Source organism: Paractinoplanes durhamensis (assembly GCF_016862175.1).
Lineage (GTDB): Bacteria > Actinomycetota > Actinomycetes > Mycobacteriales > Micromonosporaceae > Actinoplanes > Actinoplanes durhamensis.
This window is the reverse complement of the sequence record NZ_BOML01000043.1, coordinates 33,854-51,615: the sequence shown is the minus strand read 5'-3', so window position 1 is coordinate 51,615 and position 17,762 is coordinate 33,854. Positions and strand designations below refer to the sequence as shown.

Below are 17,762 nucleotides of genomic sequence, written 5' to 3'. Positions count from 1 at the left end.
GCCTCACCTTTTGCAACCGGATCTGCAACCGCGGTGCAACCGGGGTCCCGTGTACTAATCGAATGCGGGTAGATCGGGGCGTGCTGACTCGACTCGACCCCGTTCTGTGCGCGCTGGTCGTCGCGAGTCTGCTGCTGATCCCGTGGTTCCTGTTCGGGCCCGGCATCGACATCTCGTTGTGGGCCGTCCAGGCCACCGTCGACGTGATCACCGTCGTGATGGCCTGGCGGCTCTTCCGGCAGCCCGGCATCGACAAATACACCAGGCGCTTCTGGGGTGCGGTGGTCTTCGCCATGGCCAGCAGCGCGGTCGCCGACATCTATCAGACCGCGCTGGTGGCCGGCGGTCGCCCGGCCGGCCAGACCAGCGTGGTGCAGACCGCCTTCGTGGTCGGCGGCATGGTGGTCGCGGTGGTCACCATGCTCCGGCACCCGTTCGGCGGCACCGGCCGGCTGCGGCTGCGGCTCTGGCTGGACGCGGCGACGGTGCTCACCGCGGTCGGCGCCTTCCTCTGGTATTTCATGCTGGCCGGCGAGCTGACCGGCGGCCGGACCACCACCGACCGCCTGGCCGCCTCGGCCACCACCGCGGTGATGATGCTCGTGACGTTCGCCGTGATCAAGCTGCTGTTCAGCACGAACGCCCCGTTCCAGCAGCTGCCGGGGGTGATCGGCGCGCTCGGCGTGACCGGCACCGCGGTCGCCGCGCCGCTGGCCGCGCTGTTCATGGACCACTCCGACCCACGGATCATGTACCTGGCCCAACTGGTGCCGTGCGTGTTCATCCCGATCGCCCTGCGCCTGCAGGAGGTGAACAACCGGCGCCAGGTCGAGCAGACGGCGGCAACGCGCCGGAAGAAATTCAGCCGCCTGCCGTACGCCGCGGTAGCCGGCACCCAGGTCCTGATGATCCTGGCGCTGCCCGGCATCGGCGCCGACATGCGGATCTGGGGCGTGGCCGCCGGCGTACTGATCAGCACCGTCCTGGTCCTGGCCCGCCAGCAGGCCGCCTTCCACGACAACGAGCGGCTGCTCGCCGAGATCAGCCGGCGCGACGAGTGGTCGAACGCGCTGGCCCAGCACGCCTCGGACACCACCATCGTCACCGACGGCAGCCAGCGGGTCCGCTACGCGAGCCCGTCCGCGGTCCGGCTGTTCGGGCTGCAGGCGGGCGAGGAGACCAGCGTCGACCTGGGCGGCCGCATCCACCCGGACGACATGGGGGTGGCGCAGCTGCTCCTCGACGAGATGACCGGCGGGGCCGGCACCGCGGCCGCCGAGCTGCGGGTGCTGCACGTCGACGGCACCTACCACTGGACCCACCTGATCGGCACCGACCTGCTGGCCAACCCGAACATCCGCGGCCTGGTCTGGAACGGCCGGGACGTCACCGAGGCCCGCCGCCTGCAGGACGAGCTGCGTCACCAGGCGACCCACGACGTGCTGACCGGCCTGGCCAACCGCTTCCTGCTCCAGCAGAAGGTGCTGACCGCCGACCCCGGCCTGCCGATCAGCGTCCTGGTCATCGACCTGGACGGGTTCAAGCAGGTCAACGACGTGCACGGGCACCACGCCGGCGACCAGGTGCTGATCGCGGTCGCCGACCGGCTCCGCGAGCTGGTCGGCGACTCCGGCACGGTGGCCCGGCTCGGCGGCGACGAGTTCGCCGTGGTGCTGGCCAAGGCCGAGCAGGAACGGGCGACCGGCCTGGCCGCGATGATCAGCCGGGTGGTCGCGGAGCCGATCGCGGTGACCGGCGCGGTGGTCTCGGTCGGTGCCAGCGTGGGCATCGCGACCGGCACGCCCGCGGAGGCCGACCGGATGCTGCGCGAGGCCGACGACGCCATGTACCGCTCGAAGCAGTCCCGCCGCGGGCTGGTCGGGCACCACCGCTGAGGCCTTCCTATCGGGCAAGAACTTTCTCGATGGCGGCGATCGACTGCCCGGGGCTCTCGTAGAGCACGGCCCGGATGCCGACGTCGCGGGCCGCGTCGACCAGGCGCGGGGCGTTGTCGAGGAAGACCATCTCGGCCGGCTCCACCCCGAAGCGACGGCAGGCCAGTTCCCACAGGGCCGGGTCGGGCTTGTTCATCCCGGCCTCGTGCGAGTAGATGAGGTCGTCGACGAGGTCTTCCAGCCCGTACGCAGATTGCTCTCGTTCCCGGGCCCCGACGAAGCTGTTGCTGAGGATCCCCGTGCGATAGCGCGGGCGCAGACCGCGCGCGTACTCGATGAGCTCGGTGTTCGCGACGCCGAGGTACTGCCGCCACATGTCCGCCATGATCGCCTCGACCTGCCCGGCGGTGAGCCGGAGCCGGTCGCGCATGGCGTCGTTCACCTCGGCCTCGGTGACCTTGCCGATCGCGCCGGCCGCCCACACGTCGGCCATGACCGTGCCGATCGTGCCCGCCGCAAGGCCCAGCGTGGCCTCCCAGCGCGCGTCGAAGTCCATCGGCTCGTCGATGGCCAGCACGCCCCCGATATCGAAGACAACCGCTCGAATCGTCATGCTCCGCACGGTATGGCGGCGACCCCACCGGGCTCCATACGAATAACTGCGTAGTCACCGACCAGGGCGGATGTGCCGAAGGCCGGGCAACCGACCCTTTTCCGGGGGTACAAAGTCCCTGTTGTGTACCGATCCGGGTGGGGACTCTGATCGTGGGGCCCGAGCCACCGCCGGGCCACGACCAAGTAGGGACCGCAATGACCACTTCGCAACGCCGAGGGCTGATGCTCGCCCTGGCGACCGTGGGCTTCGCCGTGAACTTCTGGGCCTGGGCTCTGCTGAGCCCGCTCGCCGTCAAGTTCACCGCCGCCCTGCATCTGAGCTCGTTCCAGCAGGCGCTGCTGGTGGCCGTTCCGGTCGTGGTCGGTTCGGTCGGGCGCATCCCGGTCGGGGCGCTGACCGACAAGTTCGGCGGGCGGATCATGTTCCCGCTGGTGTCGGTCGTGACCATCGTCCCGGTGCTCTTCCTCGGCCTGGCCGGGCACGGCTCGCTCGCCGCGCTGCTGATCGGCGGCTTCTTCCTCGGCATCGGCGGCACCGCGTTCGCGGTCGGCGTGCCGTTCGTCAACGCGTGGTTCCCGCCGGAAAAGCGCGGCACCGCGGTCGGCATCTTCGGCGCCGGCATGGGCGGCACCGCGATCAGCGCGCTGACCACCGTCAAGCTGGTCAACGCGGGCAGCACCGCCACCCCGTTCATCCTGACCGCGGTCGTCCTCGCGGTCTACGCGGTGGTGGCCTACCTGGTGCTGCGGGACGCCCCGGACCGGCCGGTGCCGACCGCGCCGCTGTCCGAGCGGCTCGCCGCGACGCTGCGCCTGAAGATCACCTGGCAGGCGTCCGCCCTGTACGCGGTGGCCTTCGGCGGCTACGTCGCGTTCTCGGTCTACCTGCCGTCCTACCTGAAGACCGCCTACGGCCTGACCCAGGCGGACGCGGCCAACCGGATGGCCGGCTTCGTGCTGCTCGCCGTGATCATGCGGCCGGTCGGCGGCTGGCTGTCCGACCGGATGCCCGCGAGCCGGGTGCTCGGCATCGCCCTGTCGGTGGTGGTGGCGGGCGCGGTCCTGCAGTCGTTCACGCCACCGCTCGCTCCGCTCGGCACGATCGCGTTCCTGGCCATGGCGGCGGCGCTCGGCTGCGGCAGCGGCGCGACGTTCGCCCTGGTGGCGCAGAACGCGCCGGGCAACCAGGTCGGCTCGGTCACCGGCGTGGTCGGTGCGGCCGGCGGTCTCGGCGGGTTCGTGCCGCCGCTGGTGATGGGCGCGATCTACGGCCACTACCGGGACTACGCGCTCGGCCTGATCCTGCTCGCCCTGGTCGCCCTCGCCGCGCTGCTGCTGAACGTCTTCTCGGTGAGCCGCCGGCCGGACAAGACGGCCATCCATGCATGATGATTGCCATAGACAAGTAATGTGCAGAGTCGCCGGACAAACCGGGAGGATCCACCCATGCCCAGCAGACTCGACGACCCGCTGACCGACGCCCTGGTCGGCACCCGCCGCTTCTTCACCAAGGCGGAGGTGTCGGCCGACCATCGAACCCTCTTCCAGATCGGTGGCCGCCAGTCCGACGTCTTCTACCGTGACCGCTGGTCGCACGACAAGGTGGTGCGCTCCACGCACGGGGTCAACTGCACCGGCTCCTGCTCGTGGAAGGTCTACGTCAAGGACGGGATCATCACCTGGGAGGCGCAGCAGACCGACTACCCGAGCGTCGGGCCGGACCGCCCGGAGTACGAGCCGCGCGGCTGCCCGCGCGGGGCCGCCTTCTCCTGGTACACGTACTCACCGACCCGGGTGCGCTACCCGTACGTCCGCGGTGTGCTCCTGAACATGTACCGCGAGGCCAAGGGCCGACTGAAGGACCCGGTCGCGGCCTGGGCCGACATCACCGGCGACCCGGAGAAGGCCCGCAAGTACAAGTCGGCGCGCGGCCGGGGCGGCCTGGTGCGGGCCTCCTGGGACGAGGCGACCGAGATGATCGCGGCCGCCCACGTGCACACCATCAAGGCGTACGGCCCGGATCGGCTTGCCGGTTTTTCGCCGATCCCGGCGATGTCGATGGTGTCGCACGCGGCCGGGGCCCGGTTCTACAACCTGCTCGGCGGGGCGATGCTGTCGTTCTACGACTGGTATGCGGATCTGCCGGTGGCGTCGCCGCAGATGTTCGGCGACCAGACCGACGTGCCCGAGTCGGGCGACTGGTGGGACGCCGGCTACCTGATCATGTGGGGCTCGAACCTGCCGGTGACCCGCACGCCGGACGCGCACTGGATGGCCGAGGCCCGCTATCGCGGCCAGAAGGTCATCGCGGTCGCCCCCGACTACGCCGACAACGTGAAGTTCGCCGACGAGTGGCTGGCCCCGGCGCCGGGCACGGACGGCGCCCTGGCGATGGCGATGGGGCACGTCGTCCTGAAGGAGTTCTTCGTCGACCGGCAGACGCCGCACTTCGCCGACTATGTCGCTAAATATACGGATCTGCCGTTTCTGGTCACGCTCGACGACGCCGGGGACGGCACCTACCGGCCGGGCAAGCAGCTGACCGCGGCGCAACTGCCGGGCGCGCTCGCCGACACCGAGAACGCCGCGTTCAAGACGGTGCTGCTGGACCACGACGGGATGCCGGTGGTGCCGAACGGATCACTCGGCTTCCGCTACGGCGAAACGGCCGGAAAGTGGAACCTCGACCTCGGCGACGTGCGGCCCCGGCTGTCGGCCGACGGGGGCTCCGACGCGCCGGTCACCGTCGTTCTCCCCCGCTTCGACACCCCGACCGGGGAGGCCGCCGAGATGCGGCGCGGCGTCCCGGTCCGGCGGATCGGGGACCACCTGGTCACCACCGTCTACGACCTGATGCTCGCCCAGTACGGCGTGGCCCGGCCCGGACTGCCCGGCACCTGGCCGACCGGCTACGACGACGCGGACGAGCCGTACACCCCGGCCTGGCAGGAGACGATCACCGGCGTACCCGGTCAGGCGGCCGCCCGCATCGCGCGGGAGTTCGCCACCAACGCCGAGGAGACCCGCGGCCGCTCGATGATCATCATGGGGGCCGGGACCAACCACTGGTTCCACTCCGACACGATCTATCGCTCCTTCCTGATGCTGACCACGATCACCGGCTGCCAGGGGGTCAACGGCGGCGGCTGGGGGCACTACGTCGGCCAGGAGAAGGTCCGGCCGATCACCGGGTACAGCGTGCTCGGCACCGCCTCCGACTGGTCCCGGCCGGGCCGGCAGATGATCCAGACCGCGTACTGGTATCTGCACACCGACCAGTACCGCTACGACCCGTTCTCGGCGGCCACGCTGACCGCGTCGAAGGCGGGCGGCTCGTTCACCGGCCGATCCACCGCCGACCTGATCGCGTCGTCGGCCCGGATGGGCTGGATGCCGTCGGTGCCGCACTTCAACCGGAACCCGCTCGAGCTGGCCGACGAGGCGGCGGCGGCCGGGGTGCCGGTCGGCGAGCACGTCGTCGGCAAGCTGAAAAGCGGCGAGCTGCGGTTCGCCTGCGAGGACCCGGACGCGCCGGAGAACTTCCCGCGGGTGCTGACCATCTGGCGGGCCAACCTGCTGGGCTCGTCGGCCAAGGGCAACGAGTATTTCCTGCGGCATCTGCTCGGCACCGACCACGGCGTACGCGCCACGGAAGCGCCGGCCGGCGCCCGCCCCACCGACCTCGAGTGGCACGAGGAGGCGCCCACCGGAAAGCTCGATCTGCTGCTCACCATGGATTTCCGGATGACCTCGACCACCATCTACTCGGACATCGTGCTGCCCGCCGCGACCTGGTACGAGAAGCACGACCTGAACACCACCGACATGCATCCGTTCGTGCACTCGTTCAACCCGGCGATCGCCCCGCCCTGGCAGACCCGCACCGACTGGGACACGTTCTTGACCATCGCGCGGGCGTTCAGCGCCATGGCGGCTTCGCATCTGGGGACGCGAATGGACGTCGTCGCCGCGCCCCTGCTGCACGACACCCCGGACGAGATGGCCAACCCCTACGGCCGGGTCGCCGACTGGAAGCGCGGCGAGTGCGAGCCGATCCCCGGCAAGACCATGCCGAAGCTGGTGCCGGTCGAACGGGACTACGGTGCGATCGCCGACAAGATGGTCTCGCTCGGCCCGCTGCTCGACACGCTCGGCGCCACCACCAAGGGCGTCACCTTCCAGGTCGGCAAGGAACTCGACTACCTGCGGCAGAAGAACGGGGTGCACGCCGCCAACGGCCGGCCCTCGATCGCCCGCGACGTCGACGCCTGCGAGGCCATCCTGGCGCTCTCCGGCACCACCAACGGGCACCTCGCCACCCAGGGCTTCCGGCAGCTCGAAGCGCTGACCGGGATGAAGCTGGCCGACCTGTCGGCCGAGCACGAGGGCAAGCAGATCACCTTCGCCGACACCCAGTCCCGGCCCACCCCGGTGATCACCTCGCCGGAGTGGTCCGGTTCCGAGTCGGGCGGCCGCCGCTACTCCCCGTTCGTGATCAACGTGGAGCGGCTCAAGCCGTGGCACACGCTCAGCGGCCGGCAGAGCTTCTACCTCGACCACGACTGGATGGCCGAGCTGGGCGAATGGATGCCGATCTACCGGCCGCCGCTGAACATGCACGCGCTGTTCGGCGAGCCCAAGGTCGGCGACCAGGGCGAGCTGGGCATCACCGTGCGCTACCTGACCCCGCACAACAAGTGGTCCATCCACTCCGAATACCAGGACAACCTGTTCATGCTGTCGCTGTCCCGCGGCGGCCAGAACATCTGGATGTCCAAGGAGGACGCCGCGAAGATCGGCGTGCACGACAACGACTGGATCGAGGCGGTCAACCGCAACGGCGTCGTCGTGGCCCGCGCGATCGTGTCGCACCGGATGCCCGAGGGCACCGTCTACATGCACCACGCCCAGGACCGGCTGATCGACGTGCCGCGCACCGAGACCAACGGCCGGCGCGGCGGCATCCACAACTCGCTCACCCGGCTGCTGATCAAGCCGACGCACCTGATCGGCGGCTACGCCCAGCTGTCGTTCGCGTTCAACTACCTCGGCCCGACCGGCAACCAGCGCGACGAGGTCACCGTCATCCGGCGCCGCAACCAGGAGGTCGAGTACTGATGCGCGTCATGGCCCAGATGGCGATGGTGATGAACCTCGACAAGTGCATCGGCTGCCACACCTGCTCGGTCACCTGCAAGCAGGCGTGGACCAACCGCAGCGGCGTCGAGTACGTCTGGTTCAACAACGTCGAGACCCGGCCCGGCCAGGGTTATCCGCGCCGCTACGAGGACCAGGAGAAATGGAAGGGCGGCTGGACCCTCAACCGGCGCGGCCGCCTCGCGCTCAAGGGCGGCGGCCGGATCAAGAAACTCTTCAGCATCTTCTCCAACCCCAAAATGCCGGCTATCGCCGACTACTACGAGCCGTGGACGTACGACTACGAGAACCTCACCAATGCGCCGCTCCAGGAGCACACGCCCGTGGCCCGGCCGAAGTCGCTGCTGACCGGCGAGGACATGAAGATCTCCTGGTCGGCGAACTGGGACGACAACCTCGGCGGCTCCCCCGACCACGGCGACAAGGACGTGCTGCTCAAGGGCATCGCCGACAAGGTGAAGTTCGAGTTCGAGCAGACCTTCATGTTCTACCTGCCGCGGATCTGCGAGCACTGCCTCAACCCGTCCTGCGCCGCCTCCTGCCCGTCCGGCGCGATCTACAAGCGGGCCGAGGACGGCATCGTGCTGGTCGACCAGGACCGCTGCCGCGGATGGCGGATGTGCGTGTCCGGCTGCCCGTACAAAAAGATCTACTTCAACCACCGCACCGGCAAGGCCGAGAAATGCACGTTCTGCTTCCCGCGGATCGAGGTGGGCATCCCCACCGTCTGCTCGGAGACCTGCGTCGGCCGCCTGCGCTACATCGGCTTGATGCTGTACGACGCGGACCGGGTCCTCGACGCCGCGTCCACCGAGGACGAGCACGGCCTGTACGAGGCGCAGCGTGATGTGTTCCTCGATCCGTCCGACCCGGCGGTGATCGCGGCCGCCGAACAGGCCGGCATCCCGCGCGACTGGATCGAGGCGGCCCAGCGCTCTCCCGTCTACGCGCTGATCAACAGGTTCAAGGTGGCGCTGCCGCTGCACCCGGAATACCGGACCATGCCGATGGTCTGGTACATCCCGCCGCTGTCCCCGGTGGTCGACGTCGTCCGCGACACCGGCTACGACGCCGAGGACAAGGGCAACCTGTTCGCCGCGATCGAGGCCCTGCGCATCCCGATCGACTACCTCGCCCAGCTGTTCACCGCCGGCGACCCGGCCCCGGTCGACCTGGTGCTGCGCCGGCTGGCCGCGATGCGCTCCTACATGCGCGACATCAACCTCGGCCGCGACCCCGACGAGTCGATCCCGGCCGCGGTCGGCCTGACCGGCCAGGAGATGTACGACATGTACCGGTTGCTCGCCCTCGCGAAGTACGACGAGCGGTACGTGATCCCGCCCGCGCACGCCGAGCAGGCGCACAGCCTCGAAGAGCTCGCCACCGAGTGCAGCCTCGACTACGACGGCGGCCCCGGGATGGGCGGCTCCGGGCCGTTCGGCGAGCAGTCCGGCAGCCCGATGCCGATCGCGGTGGAGAACTTCCACATGCTCGTCGACCGCCAGACCAGCGACACCATGGTCGACTCCGGCAACAAGGAGCTACGGGTCAACCTGCTCAACTGGGACGGCAAGGGCCGCCCCGAGGGTCTGTTCCCGCCGCGGGACGAGCGCCGATGAACGCCCGCGCCTGGCAGTGTCAGTCCCTGCTGATCGGTTACCCCGACGCCCAGCTGCGGGACCGGGCCGGCCTCCTCGCCGAGGCCGCCGCCACGCTGCCCACCCCGGTCGGCGACCCGCTGCTGCGCTTCCTCGACCATCTGCGTTCGACGCCGGCCGGCCAGTTGGAGGCCGACTACGTCGCCACCTTCGACCACCGCAAACGCTGCTGCCTGTTCCTCACCTATTACGGCGCCGGCGACACCCGCAAGCGCGGCATGGCCCTGCTGGAGATGAAGCAGCAGTACATGGCGGCCGGGCTGGCCCTGACCGACGAGGAGCTGCCCGACCACCTCTCGGTGGTGCTCGAATACGCCGCGATCCAGCCGGCCGAGGGCCTCGACCTCCTCCTCACGCACCGGGCCGGCCTGGAACTCCTGCGCCTCGCCCTGCACGACGCCCACTCCCCGTGGGCCGACGTGCTCAACTCGGTCTCCGCCACGCTGCCCGCCCTCGCCGGCGACCAGCGCACCGCGGTGGCCAGGCTCGCCGCCCAGGGGCCGCCCGCCGAGCAGGTCGGCCTCGCCCCCTTCGGCCCGCAATTCGAAGGAGCCCGATCGTGACCGGGACGCTTCTGTTCGTCGTACTCCCCTATGTCTGCCTGGCGATTTTCGTTCTCGGCCACGTCTGGCGCTACCGCTACGACAAGTTCGGCTGGACCACCCGCTCGTCCCAGCTCTACGAACGGCGCCTGCTGCGGATCGGCAGCCCGATGTTCCACTTCGGCATCCTGCTGGTCGCACTCGGCCACGTCGGCGGCCTGCTGATCCCCGAGTCGTGGACGGAGGCGGTCGGGATCAGCGAGGGCGCCTACCACGCGGTCGCGTTCAGCCTCGGCACCGTCGCCGGCATCTGCACCCTGGGCGGCGCCGCCATCCTGATCTACCGCCGCCGCACGGTCGGCCCGGTCTTCTCGGCCACCACGGTGAACGACAAGATCATGTACGTCCTGCTGATCGGCGTCATCGTCCTCGGCCTGGGCACCACGGTCCTGGGCAACGTGACCGGCCACCCGCACGACTACCGCCTGACCGTGTCACCGTGGTTCCGCTCGATCTTCTACTTCCAGCCCGACCGCACCCTGATCGAGGCGGCCCCCATCGGTTTCCGCCTGCACGTCATCGCGGCCTGGATCCTGTTCGCCTTCTGGCCGTTCAGCCGCTTGGTGCACGTGTTCTCGGCCCCGCTGGGCTACCTGACCCGCCCCTACATCGTCTACCGAAGCCGCGACCGGCAGCTGGGCTCCCGCCCGGTCAAGCCCGGCTGGGAACGAGTGCCATGAAGACCTCACTCACCGAGTTGGCCACCCGCCTGCTGGCCACCGCCCGCGAGGCCCCGGCCGGCCGAGCCGCCGAAACCCTGCAGGGCGGCCACAACAAGGTCCTACGCCAGACCGCGATAGCCCTGCTCGACGGCCGCCGCCTGGACGAACACGAGAACCCCGGCGAGGCGACCCTCCAGGTCCTGCTGGGCGAGGTACGCCTGATAACCGGCCCCGACCACACCGACGTCAAGGCCGGCGAGCTCCTGATCATCCCGGACGCCCGGCACGCCCTGCTGGCCCTGGAGAACACGGTGCTCCTGCTGACGGTGGCCAAGCTGGTCGCATAATGCACCGATGACGAGCACGCTCCGCCTGATCGGTTACTGGTCCGGCCCCGAGGAGCCGACCGATTTCCCCGACGTCCGAGCCTTCGTCGCCACCGAACAAGACGCCGCCACCGAGCAGTCGGTGGCGGCGTATCTGCGCTCCGGAACGATCTTCGTAGCCGCAGCGGGCACATCAACCTGCCGCTTGTGCGGACTCCCCAACGGTTCGACCGAGCGAACAGACGGCCACCACTTCGTGTGGCCCGACGGCCTGGCCCACTACGTGGAGACCCACCACGTCCGCCTGCCACCCGAGGTCGTCTCGCTGGCAGCCACCACCACCCCCGACCCGGTCGACCCCGACGCCTTCGAACAGGCCCTGTTCAGCGGCGACCTGACGATCGACCTCGACTGGTGGCGCAGCCTCCGGACAGATGCTGCACCAGAGGGCTGCGGTTGACGGCAAACGCACCACGCGATGGGATGAACTGCGCAACCTTTGACGGCTGGAGGACGATGGCGCGTCTGACGCTGCCCGAGTTCCAGGCCAGGATCCACCGCTTCGGCCGTGAGTCGCTGCATCTGGAGCTGCGGGACTCGTACGGCACGGAATCCGAGCTGCCGAGGATGGCGAAGTGGGCCGCCGGCGAGGCCGACGATCTCGCGTGGCTCGCGCCCTATTGCGACAAGGTCCGGGCCTCATAGCGCAGATGCGCGTCGTCGACGCGGCCTACCGCGAGTGATGACGGCACACCCGCGCCGGCCAGCGCCGCCTGCATGACTCCGCCGCGGCCCGCTACGAGCGCACTCGGTTGATACGCGCTCATGGGCACTGGAAAGCTCGGTTCGACCTCGTGCAACAACCCGCAACTTTCGCAGTACGCCGCGGTGCGAGCTCACCCTATGCGCTACCGAAAGTGGCGCTCCAGCTACACACTGACACGATGACGGCATACCCCCGCGACGCGGCTGACGCCTACAAGCTGCCGTGTCCGTTCCGCTGGCCGCCTCAAGATGGCGGTGAGAGAGGAGTCCGACAATGCAACCTTCGCGTCCGGCGACGGTAGTCGCCCCGCTGTTCTCGTCTACGGCGTTGCTGCCGTTGAGCGAGCCCGGCGGAGTCTCGTACCCGATGCAGAACACCCCCGGTGTGCTGCGCCCCTACTCAGCCACCCTCGCGGTGCCGATGCCGCTGACCGGCAAGCACAACACGACCAGCACCAGGCCGGCGACGTCGATCCCGACGCAGCGCTCCGACGACGGGAAAGTCGTGAACGATTCCCAATCGGACACCGGCCAGGACAGCTAGGGGCGGGCCGTGAACACCTCGGACACCGTACTCATCCTGACCTGCGCCGAGGATTCGACCGCCGACGCGGTGACAGCCGAGTTGGCGCGGCGGGACACCCGCGTGGCCCGGATGGACACCGGCGACTTCCCGACCGCGCTACGGATGAGCGCGACCACGGCGGACGGCGGTTGGACGGGTCGGCTGGCGACCGATGACACCAGCGTTGATCTTGATGATGTGCGTTCGGTGTACTTTCGCCGGCCGACCCGATTCCGGCTACCTGCGGGGATGTCTGCGGCTGACGAGGTGTTCGCGGCGGTCGAAGCACGGCACGGGTTTGGCGGGCTGCTCGCGGCACTTGACGTGCTGTGGGTGAACGAGCCGATCCGGCAGGCGGCGGCGGAGTACAAGCCGCTGCAATTGGCGACCGCCGCCGCCTGCGGCCTGCGCACCCCCGCGACGTTGCTTACCAACCTGCATCAGGAGGTGATCGACTTCGGGAACAAGATCGGCGGACCGGTGGTGTGCAAGCAGTTGTCCTCGCTGGTGTTCAGCGAGAACGACGAGATGCGCACGACGTACACGACGGTCATCGACCCGGCGACGATCGAACCGGCAGCATTCGCCGCGACCGCGCACCTGATCCAAGAATTCGTGCCCAAGGCATACGAGGCACGGGTGACGGTGGTCGGCCGGATCCCGCTCGGCGTGGTCATCCGGTCGGCCTCGGAGGCGGGCCGGATCGATTGGCGGTCGGACTACGACGCGCTGACCTATGAGCGAATCAAAGTCCCCGAGGCCGTGACCGACGGCGTCGGCAGGTTCCTGGACGCCCTGGGGCTGAACTACGGCGCGTTCGACTTCGTTATCACCCCGGACGGTGATTGGGTGATGCTGGAATGCAACCCGGCGGGTCAATGGCTGTGGCTGGAACACGAGACGGGCGTGCCGATCGCGGCCGCGCTGGCGGACCTGCTCACGGAAGGACGCGACCGATGATCGTCTGGCAGCCGTACGCTGCCGCGCTGGTGACAGAGCTGGCCCATGCGGGAGTGCTGGCGCCCGGCTGGCGCCCGCCGTTCGAGCAGGTGCCTCGGCACGTATTCGTGCCGGAGTTCTTTACCGACGATGACGAGCGGGTCAGTGCGGACGATGCGGCTCAGCATGATCGGTGGCTCGCGTCGGTGTACTCCGACACCTCGTTGACGACGCAGCTCATGACCGCGCCCGGAACCGATCTGACCTGGCCCACCAGCTCTTCGACCCGGCCGAGTCTGATGGCCCGGATGCTGGGTCTGCTCGACGTGGCCGGCGGACATCGGGTGTTGGAGATCGGCACGGGCACCGGATACAACGTGGCGTTACTGAGTCATCGGCTCGGTGACACCGACGTGACCAGCATCGACATTGATCCCGCGCTGGTCGAGACCGCCCGGGAACGACTCGCGGGCCTGGGGTACCGGCCGCGCCTGAGCGCCGGGGACGGCGCGGAGGGCGTCGTCGAGCACGCACCCTATGACCGAATCATCGCTACCTGTGGAGTACCGGAGATCCCCCTGGCGTGGATCACCCAACTGACGACCGGTGGGCTGATCGTGGCCGACGTCCGGGGCGAACTGGGCTCCAGCCTGGTGGTTGCTCGCAAGAGCACCCCGCACTCGGTCGCCGGCCGATTCCTCACCTCGTCCGGACACTTCATGTGGATGCGCGCCAAGGCTGACAACCCGCTGCGTAACGGCGGCGGGTTCGGCGCGGTGTACGACTTCACCGAACCGAAGACCGGCACGACGAACATCCCGCTCGCCGCGTTTGATGACGAGGACTTCCGCTTCGCCCTGCAACTCGCGGTGCCCGGCCTCGGCGCGGTCGGGCACGCGATCCGAGACGGCGGCGAAGGGATCTTCCTGGTCACCGAGGATGACACGTCCTGGGCAGAGATCAGCCCCGATACCGGCAACGGATCAACCGTCCTGTACGGCGGGCCACGGCTGCTGTGGCCCGATGTCGCTGACACGTGGCACTGGTGGAACGGCCGTGGACGCCCCGAGCGATCCCGATTCGGGCTGACCGCTTACGACGATGGCCGTCAACTCATCTGGCTCGACCGGGAGGACCAACCGATACCCCGACACTGAGCGGCGGCAAACTCCCGGAATCCCCCGTACCGATCATCGGACCCTCCTGACTGGACCAACGCAGTCTCCTCCGCCTCGGGTTGGGCCGGGTTGACGACGCGGGCTACGTTATCGATAATCGATGTATCGACTTTCGATAAGGAGCTTGGTCATGCTGGAATCTCTGCGCCGGCCCGACTGGCTGGACGAGTTGCGTCGGCTGCTCGGTATCGCGGTTGTTCTGAGCGGCATCGGCACCGCCGTGAGCACCGTCGCCGTCCTCGCCGGGCGGCCGGTGGAGGTCACCGTCGCCGGGTCCGCCCTGGCACTGCCCGCCCTGCCGGCCGGAGTCAGTGCGGCCGACGGGATCCCGCTTCGGCTGGACGATCCGACCGCGGCCCAGCGCGGCTGGGAGCTGCTGTCCACGCTGCCGGGGTATGCCCTGCTCACGCTGGCGCTGGTGCTGCTCTGGCGGCTGACCGGGCAGGCCCGCCGGGGCGATCCGTTCACGGTCGACGTCGCGCGGCGCCTGCGGCGGCTCGGTCTCCTGCTGGTCGCCGCCGGGCCGATCGTCTGGGTGACGGAGTTCCTGGGCGACTTCGCCCTCAGCGCCGGCGCCGACACCGGCGGGGTGTACGCGACGCTGGATCTCACCGCCCCGGCGGCGTGGGCGCTGGCCGGCTTCGGCGCGCTCGCGGTCGGCGAGATCGTGCGCCGCGGCCAGGCGATGCGGGTCGAGCTCGACGGGGTGGTGTGATGCCGCCCGAGGAAGCCCATCGCATCGAGGCGCACATCGACAAGCTGCTCGCCGAGCGCGGCATGACCCTGACCGAGCTGGCCGACCGGGTCGGCATCACCCTCGCCAACCTTTCGATCCTCAAGAACGGACGGGCCCGGGCCGTACGCTTCAGCACGCTCACCGCACTCTGCGACGCCCTGCAGTGCCAGCCGGGCGACCTGTTCACCTGCCATCCGGCCGATTGAAGAGAACGGCTGCACAGTGGATCAGTGGGGGCAGATCCGCTTCACCGCGGACAGCCGCACCCTCATCGCCGGCCAGGGCGACTGGACGGTCGCCGTCTGGCGCCTCGATCCGGGCGAGGCCGTCGAACGGCTGTGCGCGGTCGCGGCACCGGCCGCACACTCCGAGAACAGGGCGCCCCCGGAGCTGTGCGGCCGGTAGAAGAATTACGCGTACGGGTCGAAGGGGATGCCGGTCGGCTTCGCCGCGTTGAGCAGCGACTCGAAGCGGCCGTCGCTGATCTTCTGGGTGGCCGAGCCGAAGTCCGCGGTCACCATCTTGGTGCGCAGCTCGACCGTGGGCCAGCCGTCCCAGCCGACGAGCGCCGGGTAGCGCCAGTTGTGGTAGTGGTTCTCCGGCGGCTCGTCGTTGCTGTTGGCGAGCCGGAAGAAGTGGGTCGACGCCCCGTCCTTGTGGTAGACGACCTTCGGGTGGGTGCCCTCGAATCGCACCGCGGAACTGGCGTAGGTGACCTGGCTGGAGTGCTGCGTGGTGCTGACGTATTTCACCTCGTTGGCGGCCTGATCGACCCACGAGATGACGTGTTCCCAGTCGTGCCGGTGACCGCCGAGACCACTGCCGGCCACCGCTTGATCCTTTTCGAAATAGCTGGCGTAGATGATCGCGCACCAGCCGTTGTTGCACTTCGATCGGGAGTATGTCTGGGAGTTGTCGAGGTCGGACTGGTCGCGGCAGCTGCCGTTGACCGCTCCGGTGGTTTTGAGGCCGCCGTTGAGGGTCCCGTCCGGCCCGATCGCCGGCACCGCGTAGCAGCCGTCGGTGTCGTAGTCATAAGCGGGCGAAAAGGACTGCTCGTACCCGTTCGCGTTCTGCGGCAGGTTGTGTGGCGGGTCGGCGAAGGCCGGAGTAGCGGGGATCACAATCAGCAGGAGGGCGAGGCCGGTGGCGATGCCGATCCGGCGGGGATGGTCACGGCGCATGGATGGGGGTCCTTCGTCGCGTTTTCAACATTGCGGTAATGGCTGGGAAATCTTCGCTTCCGCCATAGAACCGAGTCAATGATGGACGTGAAGTTGCCGCCATATCACTATCGGTCACGCGCGAGCATTCTCCGCTTCACGACGGGGTTGACTCTTGCAACGTGAACCTATATTTAATTTCCTGCAGTGTTGGGCCCGGTTCGGGCGGTCTCGCCATTACGAGGCTCGAAACACGCTCGTGCCAGGAGGAGTCGACGGATGCCGGGACAGACCGCCGCAAAGGGTAAGCCGACCAAAAAGGCGAAGCGGTCGAAGGCCCCGATCTGGACAAAAATGGTCCTGACCTTCGGCGTCGTGCTCGCTCTGGTCAGCGTCAGCGGTCTGATCGGCTCGCGGTATTTCCTGGGCAAGCTCACCAACAACATCCAGACGACCGAGAGCGTGCTCGACGACACCACCGGCACGGTCTCCTCCGGCAAGCTCCCGGACGGCGCGATGAACCTGCTGATGCTCGGCCTCGACACCCGCACCGGCTGGGAGGAGAAGGGCGAGACGTCCCGCTCCGACACGATCATGATCCTGCACATCACCGCCTCGCACGACCAGGCGTACATGATCTCGATCCCGCGGGACATGAACGCGCACATCCCCGCCGACAAGTCGATGAACTTCGGCGGAGCCACCGAGAAGGTCAACGCGGCGTACGCGTACGGGTCGATGAACGGGCGCGGCTGGGCCGGCGGCGCGAAGCTGGCCACCAAGACCATCAAGGAACTGACCGGGATCAGCTTCGACGGCGTCATGGTGATCGACTTCGACGGCTTCAAGGGCATCCTGGAGGCCATGGGCGGCGTCTACATGTGCGTCGACAAGGACTCGTGGTCGAGCCACTACATCGTCGTCGACGGCAAGGTGAAGTACGCCGAGGGCGCCAACCCGGAGACCGCGCCGAAGAACGCGCTGTGGTTCAAGAAGGGCTGCCGCAACATGCAGCCGTGGGAGGCGCTGGAGTTCTCCCGCATCCGGCACTCGACCAACGGCGACTACGACCGGCAGCGTCACCAGCAGCAGCTGCTGCGCGCGATGGCGAAGAAGGCGACCAGCGCCGGCATCATGACCAACCCGGCCAAGGTGGCCGACGTGCTGGCCGCGGCGGGTTCGTCGCTGAAGATGGACACGCACGGCGTGAAGGTCACCGACTTCATCTTCGGCCTCAAGGGCCTGGCCGCCGCCGACCTGATCCCGATCAAGACGAACGGCGGCACGTTCGCCGGCGGCGGCAACGGCAACGAGGGCGTCACCCAGGCGACCACCGACCTGTTCGCCGCGACCGCCGCCGACAAGCTGCCCGAGTTCCTCGGCCGCCACCCGGAGCTGCTGATCAGCGACGGCGGCACCGCCAAATAGGCATCAGCCCCACACCTCCCCCGGTCCGGCGGTCGGTCATGCCGTGAAGCTAGGGCCGGGATGTTCGAGCAGG

18 protein-coding genes are annotated in these 17,762 nt (G+C 68.8%); 16 read left to right on the top strand and 2 right to left on the bottom strand.

Annotated elements, in window-relative coordinates; genetic code table 11:
- The first annotated feature begins 62 nt into the window (after positions 1-62).
- Positions 63-1,895: a sensor domain-containing diguanylate cyclase gene (locus Adu01nite_RS27210; protein ID WP_203730622.1), complete on the top strand. Its 1,833-nt coding sequence runs from the start codon at positions 63-65 to the stop codon at positions 1,893-1,895.
- 7 nt (positions 1,896-1,902) lie between these two features.
- Here the strand turns inward: Adu01nite_RS27210 and Adu01nite_RS27205 are convergent, their stop codons facing one another.
- Positions 1,903-2,508, bottom strand: a complete 606-nt coding sequence (locus Adu01nite_RS27205; protein ID WP_203730620.1) for an HAD family hydrolase — start codon at positions 2,506-2,508, stop codon at positions 1,903-1,905.
- 197 nt (positions 2,509-2,705) lie between these two features.
- On the opposite strand from Adu01nite_RS27205, the gene Adu01nite_RS27200 reads away from it, so the two are divergent.
- The 14 genes from Adu01nite_RS27200 (at position 2,706) to Adu01nite_RS27135 (ending at position 15,503) form a co-directional block, all read left to right on the top strand.
- Positions 2,706-3,899 (top strand): MFS transporter, encoded by a 1,194-nt coding sequence (locus Adu01nite_RS27200; RefSeq protein ID WP_203730618.1) that lies wholly within the window; start codon positions 2,706-2,708, stop codon positions 3,897-3,899.
- Positions 3,900-3,956: 57 nt separating this feature from the next.
- Positions 3,957-7,628 carry a nitrate reductase subunit alpha gene (locus Adu01nite_RS27195; protein ID WP_203730616.1) on the top strand — a complete coding sequence of 1,224 codons (3,672 nt, stop codon included), beginning with the start codon at positions 3,957-3,959 and terminating at the stop codon, positions 7,626-7,628.
- Entirely contained in the window at positions 7,628-9,286 is a 1,659-nt protein-coding gene (narH, locus tag Adu01nite_RS27190; protein WP_203730614.1) for a nitrate reductase subunit beta, read from the top strand. The genes Adu01nite_RS27195 and narH overlap by 1 nt, the downstream gene beginning before the upstream one ends.
- Positions 9,283-9,888, top strand: a complete 606-nt coding sequence (gene narJ / locus Adu01nite_RS27185; RefSeq protein WP_203730612.1) for a nitrate reductase molybdenum cofactor assembly chaperone — start codon at positions 9,283-9,285, stop codon at positions 9,886-9,888. The genes narH and narJ overlap by 4 nt, the downstream gene beginning before the upstream one ends.
- Entirely contained in the window at positions 9,885-10,607 is a 723-nt protein-coding gene (narI, locus tag Adu01nite_RS27180; protein ID WP_239132732.1) for a respiratory nitrate reductase subunit gamma, read from the top strand. Before narJ ends, narI begins: the two co-directional genes overlap by 4 nt.
- Positions 10,604-10,936: a cupin domain-containing protein gene (locus Adu01nite_RS27175; RefSeq protein ID WP_203730610.1), complete on the top strand. Its 333-nt coding sequence runs from the start codon at positions 10,604-10,606 to the stop codon at positions 10,934-10,936. The genes narI and Adu01nite_RS27175 overlap by 4 nt, the downstream gene beginning before the upstream one ends.
- A 7-nt stretch (positions 10,937-10,943) precedes the next feature.
- A complete protein-coding gene (locus tag Adu01nite_RS27170; protein WP_203730608.1) occupies positions 10,944-11,375 on the top strand; it encodes a hypothetical protein in 432 nt (143 codons plus the stop codon).
- A 56-nt stretch (positions 11,376-11,431) separates the two neighbouring features.
- A complete protein-coding gene (locus Adu01nite_RS27165; RefSeq protein WP_203730606.1) occupies positions 11,432-11,620 on the top strand; it encodes a DUF6879 family protein in 189 nt (62 codons plus the stop codon).
- Positions 11,621-11,954: 334 nt separating this feature from the next.
- On the top strand, positions 11,955-12,224 hold the full coding sequence (locus Adu01nite_RS27160; RefSeq protein WP_203730604.1) for a hypothetical protein: 270 nt from the start codon (positions 11,955-11,957) through the stop codon (positions 12,222-12,224).
- A gap of 9 nt (positions 12,225-12,233) precedes the next feature.
- Positions 12,234-13,205 (top strand): ATP-grasp ribosomal peptide maturase, encoded by a 972-nt coding sequence (tgmB, locus tag Adu01nite_RS27155; protein ID WP_239132731.1) that lies wholly within the window; start codon positions 12,234-12,236, stop codon positions 13,203-13,205.
- Positions 13,202-14,341 (top strand): methyltransferase domain-containing protein, encoded by a 1,140-nt coding sequence (locus Adu01nite_RS27150; protein WP_203730602.1) that lies wholly within the window; start codon positions 13,202-13,204, stop codon positions 14,339-14,341. The genes tgmB and Adu01nite_RS27150 overlap by 4 nt, the downstream gene beginning before the upstream one ends.
- 151 nt (positions 14,342-14,492) lie before the next feature.
- Positions 14,493-15,077 (top strand): DUF2975 domain-containing protein, encoded by a 585-nt coding sequence (locus tag Adu01nite_RS27145; protein ID WP_203730600.1) that lies wholly within the window; start codon positions 14,493-14,495, stop codon positions 15,075-15,077.
- Positions 15,077-15,304 (top strand): helix-turn-helix domain-containing protein, encoded by a 228-nt coding sequence (locus tag Adu01nite_RS27140; RefSeq protein WP_203730598.1) that lies wholly within the window; start codon positions 15,077-15,079, stop codon positions 15,302-15,304. Before Adu01nite_RS27145 ends, Adu01nite_RS27140 begins: the two co-directional genes overlap by 1 nt.
- Positions 15,305-15,320: 16 nt before the next feature.
- Positions 15,321-15,503 carry a hypothetical protein gene (locus Adu01nite_RS27135; RefSeq protein WP_203730596.1) on the top strand — a complete coding sequence of 61 codons (183 nt, stop codon included), beginning with the start codon at positions 15,321-15,323 and terminating at the stop codon, positions 15,501-15,503.
- Positions 15,504-15,508: 5 nt separating this feature from the next.
- On the opposite strand, the gene Adu01nite_RS27130 is transcribed toward Adu01nite_RS27135, so the two are convergent.
- Positions 15,509-16,282 (bottom strand): NPP1 family protein, encoded by a 774-nt coding sequence (locus Adu01nite_RS27130; RefSeq protein WP_203730593.1) that lies wholly within the window; start codon positions 16,280-16,282, stop codon positions 15,509-15,511.
- 258 nt (positions 16,283-16,540) lie between these two features.
- Between Adu01nite_RS27130 and Adu01nite_RS27125 the strand changes: the two genes are divergently transcribed.
- Positions 16,541-17,689, top strand: a complete 1,149-nt coding sequence (locus Adu01nite_RS27125) for an LCP family protein (RefSeq protein ID WP_203730591.1) — start codon at positions 16,541-16,543, stop codon at positions 17,687-17,689.
- Positions 17,690-17,762 lie beyond the last annotated feature (73 nt).